This is a genomic window from Alkalisalibacterium limincola (assembly GCF_008017755.1).
GTDB classification, from domain to species: domain Bacteria; phylum Pseudomonadota; class Gammaproteobacteria; order Xanthomonadales; family Xanthomonadaceae; genus Alkalisalibacterium; species Alkalisalibacterium limincola.
Genome location: NZ_VRTS01000007.1, coordinates 197,141 through 204,500, shown reverse-complemented (window position 1 = coordinate 204,500; position 7,360 = coordinate 197,141). Strand labels below are relative to the sequence as shown.

Genomic DNA, 7,360 nt, shown 5'->3' with positions numbered 1-7,360 from the left:
CCACCACCCCCGCGGGTTGCAAAGCCCATGACCGGACACCCCTGCCCCCACCGAGCCGCGGCGTGCCGGGTACTCCTCCCAAGAATCTTTAAAGAGAAACCACGCAGTGGTTTTTCGATTCGGGGAGGAGTACCCGGCGCGCCGCGGCCCCCCATCGGAGCCACCCAAGTCAGGCAGAACCCGGCGCCCGCACCCGGAACCACGCCGAATACAACGCCGGCAGGAAAAGCAGAGTCAGAGCAGTAGCGACCAGCAACCCGCCCATGATCGAAATCGCCATCGGCCCGAAGAACACACTGCGCGAGAGCGGAATCATCGCCAGCACCGCCGCCAGCGCCGTCAGCACGATCGGCCGGAAGCGCCGCACCGTCGCATCGATGACCGCCTGCCACTGCGTGGAACCCGCCGCGATGTCCTGCTCTATCTGATCGATCAGGATCAGCGAATTGCGCATGATCATCCCGCTCAGCGCGATCGTGCCCAGCATCGCCACGAAACCGAACGGCACCCGAAGCATCAACAGGAACCACACCACCCCGATCAACCCCAGCGGCGCGGTCAACAGCACCATCAGCGAACGCGAGAAGCTGCGCAACTGCACCATCAACAGGCTCAGCACCACGATCAGCAGCAGAGGCACGCCAGCAGCCACCGAAGCCGAGCCACGCCCGGCGTCCTCGACCGTGCCCCCGGTCTCCAACAGGTAGCCCGGTGGCAGCTGCGCCCGGATCGCGTCCATCTCGCCACGCAGCTGCGAAACGACGGTCGCCGGCTGCTCGCGGCCGTAGATGTCCGCGCGCACGGTCACAGTCGGTAGCCGGTTGCGATGCCAGATGATGCCGTCCTCGAAGCCGTACTCCAGCGTCGCCACCTGCTCCACCGGCACCGTGTCGCCGCGCTCGGTCGGCACCGCCAGGCTGCCCAGCAGCGACAGCCGCTCGCGCTCGTCCTCCGGGCCGCGCAGCAGGATCTCGATCAGCTCGCGCCCCTCCCGGTACACGCTGACCGGCGTGCCCGACAGCGAACCCTGCAGGAACGTCGCCAGGCCCGAGGAGCTGACCCCCAGCACGCGCGCGCGGTCCTGGTCGATCTGCAGGCGCACCACCTTGCTGGGTTCGCCCCAGTCGAGGTTGACGTTGGACAGGTGCGGGTTGGCCCGCACCGCGTCGGCCACCTGCAGGGCCAGGCGTCGTACCGCGTCGGGATGCTCGCCCGAGACCCGGTACTGGATCGGGTAGCCCACCGGCGGCCCGTTCTCCAGCCGTGTCACGCGCGCCTGCACGTCGGTGAACTCGGTTTCCAGCGTCTGGATCAGCCAGCGCCTCAGGTCCTCGCGTGCCTCGATGTCGGTGGCGCGCAGCACGAACTGGGCGAAGCTGGCCTGTGGCAGCTGCTGGTCCAGCGGGAGGTAGAAACGCGGCGAGCCGGTGCCGACGTAGGCCACGTAGTTGTCCACGCCCTCGCGCCCGTCCAGGCGCTGCTCCAGGCGGGCGGCCACCGCCTCGGTCGCACGAAGCGAACTGCCCTCGGCCAGCTTCAGGTCGACCAGCAGCTCCAGCCGGGTCGAGGCGGGGAAGAACTGCTGCGGCACGAACCGGAACAGGCCCAGCGCCAGCACGAACGCCAGGACGGTCAGGCCGATCACCAGCCGGTTGTGCCTCACGCACCACTCCACCAGTGCGCGGAAGCGCCGGTAGAAGCGCGTCTGGTAGGGGTCGTGCGGCGCCGTCTCGCTGGCGCCGTGCTTGCGGGCCAGGTCGGGCAGCAGCTTGTCGCCCAGGTAGGGCACGAACACCACGGCGACCACCCAGCTCACCAGCAGCGCGATCGTCACCACCTGGAAGATAGAGCGGGTGTACTCGCCGGTGCTCGACGCCGCCGTGGCGATCGGAAGGAAGCCCGCGGCGGTGATCAGCGTGCCGGTCAGCATCGGGAATGCGGTGGCCTTCCACATGAACGCGGCGGCCTTGAGGCGGTTCCAGCCCTGTTCCATCTTCACCGCCATCATCTCCACGGCGATGATCGCGTCGTCCACCAGCAGGCCCAGCGCCACCACCAGCGCGCCCAGCGAGATCTTGTGCAGGCCGATGCCGAAGTAGTGCATCAGCGCGAAGGTCATCGCCAGCACCAGCGGGATCGCCAGCGCGACCACCAGCCCGGTGCGGAAGCCCAGCGAGAAGAAGCTCACCAGCAGCACGACGATGACCGCTTCGGCCAGCACCTTGACGAACTCGCCCACCGAAGCGCGCACCGCGGCGGGCTGGTCGGCCACCTTCTGCAGCTCCATGCCCACCGGCAGCTGGTCCTGCAGGCGCCCGAACTCCTGCTCCAGCCGACGTCCCAGGTCGATGATGTTGCCGCCCTCGCGCATCGCCACGGCGATGCCTATGCCCTCCTCGCCCTGGTAGCGCATCTTCGGCGCCGGCGGATCGGAGAAGCCGCGGCTGACCTCGGCGATGTCGCCGATCCGGAAGGTGCGGTCCCCGGCCTGGATCGGGAAATCACGGATCTGCCCGACGGCGGTGAACTCGCCGCTCACCCGCAGCTGGATCCGGTCGCTGCCGGTCTCGAAGAAGCCCGACGGCACCATCGCGTTCTGTTCGTCGAGCGCCTGCTGCACGGCGGTCAGCGGGATGCCCAGCGTGGCCAGCCGGGTATTCGACAGCTCGATCCAGATCTTTTCCTCCTGCAGTCCGATCAGCTCGACCTTGCCGACGTCGCGCACGCGTTGCAGCTGCAGCTGCAGGCGTTCGGCGTAGTCCTTGAGCACCGCATAATCGAAATCGCCGGTCAGCACGTAGATGTTGCCGAAGGTGTCGCCGAACTCGTCGTTGAAGAACGGGCCCTGCACGCCCTGTGGCAGCGTGTGGGCGATGTCGCCGACCTTCTTGCGGATCTGGTACCAGACATCGGGGATGTCGCGCGAGGCCATCGCATCCTTGGTCATGAAGATGACCTGCGATTCCCCCGGGCGCGAATAGGCACGCACGAACTCGTACTGCCCGGTCTCCATGACCGCCTTCTCGAGGCGCTCGGTCACCTGGCGCGAGACCTCCTCGGCGGTCGCGCCGGGCCAGTAGGCGCGGATCACCATCGCCTTGAAGGTGAACGGCGGGTCCTCGGACTGCCCGAGCTGGAAGTACGACCAGGTGCCCAGCGCCGCCAGCAACAGCATCGCGTAAAGCACCAGCCCGCGGTTGTGCAGCGACCATTCCGACAGGTTGAAGCCCATCACGGTGCCTGCGCTGGGCTGGCCTGCACCGGTCGGTTCCCGCGATCCACCGCGCTCACGCGCTGGCCCTCGCGCAGCAGGTGGACGCCGGCCAGCACCACCCAGTCACCGGGTTCCAGCCCCGCGGCGAGACGCACCCGGGTGTCGCCGAACGCGGCCACCTCGACCGGCTGGCGCTGCACGGTGGAAGTCGCGGGATCGAGTCGCCAGACGAAGGCCTGGCCCTCCTCCGCACTGACCGCCGAGAGGGGCAGGGCCAGCTTGGCGCCGCCGTTCTCGCGGGCATGGACGCGCGCGCTCTGGCCCAGCTGTGCCCCCAGCACGTCGGCGTCGAACGCGACGCGCACCGCATAGGTGCGCGCACCGGGATCGGCCGAGGGGGCACGCTCGCGCACTTCGCCCGGCACCGGCTCGCCGGGCTGCGACCACAGCTCCACCATCACCGTCCGGCCTGGCTCGAAGGCCTCGCGCCGCTGTTCGGGCACCGCGATGACCACTTCGCGCTCTCCGTCCATCGCCAGCACGTATACAGGCTGTCCTGCCGCCACCACCTGGCCGGTCTCGACCTGCCGCTCGGCCACGACGCCGGCACCGGCGCCCGCAGCGTCGTGTAGCCGGACTGGTTCCGGCTCACCTCCAGGTCGGCACGCGCCTGGTCCAGCCTCGCCTGCGCACCGGCAAGCGCATTCTCGGCGTTGTCCAGGATCGACCGGCTCACCAGCTGCCGCTCCGCCAGCGACGCGAAGCGATCGCGCTCGGCGCGCGCCACGACCCGGTCGGCCTCGGCCGACGCCAGCCGGGCACGCGCCGCATCGACCTGCAACCCGGTGTCGCTGGGGTCGAGCTCGGCCAGCACCTGACCCTCCTCCACGGCGTCGCCGACCTCGGCCACCCGGCGCACCACCTCGCCCCCGACCCGGAACGCCAGGGCCACTTCATGGCGCGCACGGACCTCGCCGGGGAACACGCTGGCCCCGGCCTCGGCAAGCTCGGGCTGCACCACCATGACCGGACGGCCCTGGTCGTTGCCGGAGGGCTGCGCGCCACATGCCGACAGCACGAGGCTGCCCAGCAGCACCGCAAGCCCCACCTTGGAACGGATCGCTCGTCGCATCGTCAGCTTCCCCATCCTGGGCGCACAATGGCCCGTGCCAGCACGCGCGCGCCTTGCGGCGCCGTCGGCCAATATTTAAACTCACAAGTTCACTAAAAGGTAGTACCCCGATGACCGCCGTGCCACAGCCCAGTCCCGGCCCGGGGCGTCCGAAGGATCCCGGCAAGCGCCTGGCCATCCTGGAGGCGGCCAAGAAGCTGTTTCCCCGGCAGGGCTACGACGCCACCTCGATGGACGCGATCGCGGCCGAGGCCGGCGTGTCCAAACTCACCGTCTACAGTCATTTCAACGACAAGGAATCGCTGTTCTCGGCCGCCGTCACCGAGCGCTGCGAGGAGCAGCTGCCGCACGCGGCCTTCGAGCTCGGGCCCGACAGCGGCCCGATCGCGGAGCGCCTGCGCGAGATCGCGCTGCGCTGCCACGCGCTGGTGACCAGCGAGGAGGCGATCCAGCTGCACCGGATGATGGCAGCGCAGGCCCAGCACGACGCCCGCCTGGCCAAGCTGTTCTTCGAGGCCGGCCCACGCCGCCTGCTGGGCGAGTTCGAGGCGCTGCTGGCCCGCGCGGACGCGACCGGCCTGCTGCGGGTCGAGGACCCGGCCCAGGCCGCCGAGCACTTCTTCTGCCTGGTCAAGGGCCTGGCGCACATGCAGGTGCTCATCGGGGCGCGGCCCCCGCTGACGATGGAACAGGCCGTTCGCCACGTGGATTCGGTGGTGGCCCTGTTCCTGAGTGCCTATGGGCCGGAACCGGGAGCCCGCTGAGCCACCGTGCCGAAGGTCGCAGTGACCACCGGCACTGCTGCGCCGCCACCCGCATCGGCGACGCTTGCGCTTCCCCGGCAACGGCGCCGGCATTAAACTTCAAGCCCTTTTTGCTTCAAGGATTTGCGTCACATGCCCCCCATCGACTTCGAAGCCGCCCGCTTCCTGATGATCGAGCAGCAGGTCAGGCCCTGGGAGGTGCTGGACCCGGCCGTGCTCGACACGATCGGCCGGCTGCAGCGCGAGGACTTCGTGCCGCTCAAGCAGCGCAAGCTGGCCTATGTCGACGTCGCGCTGCCGCTGGACCATGGGCAGCAGATGATGAAGCCGGTGGTCGAGGGACGCATGCTGCAGTCGCTCGAGCTCGCCGACAGCGACGAGGTGCTGGAGATCGGCACCGGCAGCGGCTACATCACTGCCTGCCTGGCGGACCTTGCGCGCGCGGTGGTCAGCATCGACATCCAGGGCGAGTTCACCGAGCGGTGCCGGGCCCGCCTGGCCGAGCTGGGCATGAACAACGTCCGCCTGGAAACCGCGGACGCCTTCGCCTTCGAGCCCGGCAAGCAGTTCGACGCGGTGTGCGTGACCGGCGCCGTGGCGGACGTGCCCGAGCGCTTCCTGTCCTGGGTCAAGCCCGGCGGACGTCTGTTCATCATCCGCGGCCCGGCACCGGTGCAGGAAGCGGTGCGCCTGCTGCGCACCGACTCGGGCTGGGAGGAACAAAGCCTGTTCGAGACAGAATTGACCCATCTCGCCGGCGCCGAGCCGGTCCAGCGCTTCGCGCTGTAACCCACCCCACAGGATGTCCGCATGAGCCTTCGCCCCGTCACCCTCGCACTCGCCCTGGCCCTGGGCTTTTCCGCCAGCGCCAGCGCCGCCGACCTGATGGACGCCTACGAGCTGGCGCGCCTGAACGACCCCCAGGTGGCCGCGGCGCACAGCCAGCGCCTGGCCACCGGCGAAGGCGTGCCGCAAAGCCGCTCCGCGCTGCTGCCGCAGATTTCGGGCGAGGCCGCGATCTCGCGCAGCCGCACCGACAGCGACGGCGAGGAGATCTTCGGCGACCAGGTCTTCCCGGTCGACCGGCGCCAGGACGTCACCCAGCGCCGCTACGGCATCAATGTGCAGCAGTCGGTCTACGACCACGCCAACCACACCCAGCTGCGCGCCAGCCGCTCGCGGGCGGATGCCGCCGATGCCGAGTACGTCGCCGCCCAGCAGGCGCTCCTGGTCCGCGTGTCCGAGGCCTACTTCAACGTGCTGACCGCGATCCAGGCGGTGTCCTCCGCGCGCGCCCAGGAACGCGCGGTCAAGCGCCAGCTCGACCAGGCCGACGTGCGCCTGGAGGTGGGCCTGTCGCCGATCACCGACGTCTACGAGGCCCGCGCGCAGTACGACAGCTCGCGCGCCAACGCGATCGCGGCCGAGAACGCGCTCGACGACGCCCGCGAGGCGCTGGCCGAAATCACCGGCCGCCCGTTGCACGGCCTGCGCGGCCTGGGTGCCGACTTCCAGCCGACGCTGGACGAGGAGGGCCTGGAGCGCTGGGTCGAGACGGCCCTGTCGAACAACCCGACCCTGCGCGCCCGCACGCTGCAACTGCAGGCCGCCGAGCACGACGTCGCCACCACCCGCGCCGCGCACCTGCCGCGCCTGAGCGCCAGCGGCGGCTGGAACGACACCACGTCCTGGGGCGACGCCACGGTGCGTGGCGGCCTGCAGGACGTCACCCGCCCGATCGGCAGCGCCTCGGACGGCTACAACGTGGGCCTGACGCTGAGCGTTCCGATCTTCACCGGCGGCCTGACCCAGTCGCGGGTGCGCCAGCAGATCTACTCGCGCGATGCGCTGGCCGACCAGCTCGAGGCCGAGAACCGTGCGATCACCCGCCAGACCCGGGGTGCCTACCGCTCGCTGGCCGCTGGCGTCAGCGAGGTCGAGGCCCGCCGCCAGGCGGTGGTGTCGGCACAGAGCGCCCTGGAAGCGACCGAGGCCGGCTTCGAGGTCGGCACCCGCACGATCGTCGATACGCTGATCGCGCAGCAGCAACTGTTCGGCGCCGAGGTCGAGTACGCCCGCTCGCGCCACGATTTCCTGCTCAACCAGTTGCGGCTGCGCCAGGCCGCCGGCGTGGTCGAGGTCGGTGACCTGCAGGCGGTGAACCGCTTCCTCGTGGCCGATGCCGAAGCCGCGCTGGACGAGGAGCGCAGCACACCGTCGCCGACGCTGCGCTGAGACCGCGGCGAAACG

At 69.9% G+C, this 7,360-nt stretch carries 6 protein-coding genes; 3 read left to right on the top strand and 3 right to left on the bottom strand.

Annotated elements, in window-relative coordinates; all coding sequences use genetic code 11:
* Nucleotides 1-169 precede the first annotated feature (169 nt).
* Genes FU658_RS11020 through FU658_RS15385 form a run of 3 tightly spaced genes read right to left on the bottom strand, consistent with a single transcriptional unit; the run spans nucleotide 170 to nucleotide 4,346 of the window.
* Nucleotides 170-3,235: an efflux RND transporter permease subunit gene (locus FU658_RS11020; RefSeq protein WP_277612829.1), complete on the bottom strand. Its 3,066-nt coding sequence runs from the start codon at nucleotides 3,233-3,235 to the stop codon at nucleotides 170-172.
* Nucleotides 3,232-3,780, bottom strand: a complete 549-nt coding sequence (locus FU658_RS15390) for an efflux RND transporter periplasmic adaptor subunit (protein WP_255505557.1) — start codon at nucleotides 3,778-3,780, stop codon at nucleotides 3,232-3,234. The genes FU658_RS11020 and FU658_RS15390 overlap by 4 nt, the downstream gene beginning before the upstream one ends.
* Entirely contained in the window at nucleotides 3,672-4,346 is a 675-nt protein-coding gene (locus FU658_RS15385; RefSeq protein ID WP_255505552.1) for an efflux RND transporter periplasmic adaptor subunit, read from the bottom strand. The genes FU658_RS15390 and FU658_RS15385 overlap by 109 nt, the downstream gene beginning before the upstream one ends.
* A gap of 110 nt (nucleotides 4,347-4,456) precedes the next feature.
* Between FU658_RS15385 and FU658_RS11010 the strand changes: the two genes are divergently transcribed.
* The 3 genes from FU658_RS11010 (at nucleotide 4,457) to FU658_RS11000 (ending at nucleotide 7,345) form a co-directional block, all read left to right on the top strand.
* Complete coding sequence (locus tag FU658_RS11010) at nucleotides 4,457-5,110, top strand: TetR/AcrR family transcriptional regulator (protein ID WP_147892123.1); 654 nt, start codon at nucleotides 4,457-4,459, stop codon at nucleotides 5,108-5,110.
* A 132-nt stretch (nucleotides 5,111-5,242) separates the two neighbouring features.
* Nucleotides 5,243-5,899, top strand: a complete 657-nt coding sequence (locus tag FU658_RS11005; RefSeq protein ID WP_147892122.1) for a protein-L-isoaspartate O-methyltransferase family protein — start codon at nucleotides 5,243-5,245, stop codon at nucleotides 5,897-5,899.
* Nucleotides 5,900-5,920: 21 nt separating this feature from the next.
* Nucleotides 5,921-7,345 carry a TolC family outer membrane protein gene (locus tag FU658_RS11000; protein ID WP_147892121.1) on the top strand — a complete coding sequence of 475 codons (1,425 nt, stop codon included), beginning with the start codon at nucleotides 5,921-5,923 and terminating at the stop codon, nucleotides 7,343-7,345.
* Nucleotides 7,346-7,360 lie beyond the last annotated feature (15 nt).

Coding starts and splice junctions, on each gene's coding strand:
- FU658_RS15385 (WP_255505552.1), bottom strand. CDS start 4,346: ATGCGACGAGCGATCCGTTCCAAGGTGGGGCTTGCGGTGCTGCTGGGC.
- FU658_RS11010 (WP_147892123.1), top strand. CDS start 4,457: ATGACCGCCGTGCCACAGCCCAGTCCCGGCCCGGGGCGTCCGAAGGAT.
- FU658_RS11005 (WP_147892122.1), top strand. CDS start 5,243: ATGCCCCCCATCGACTTCGAAGCCGCCCGCTTCCTGATGATCGAGCAG.
- FU658_RS11000 (WP_147892121.1), top strand. CDS start 5,921: ATGAGCCTTCGCCCCGTCACCCTCGCACTCGCCCTGGCCCTGGGCTTT.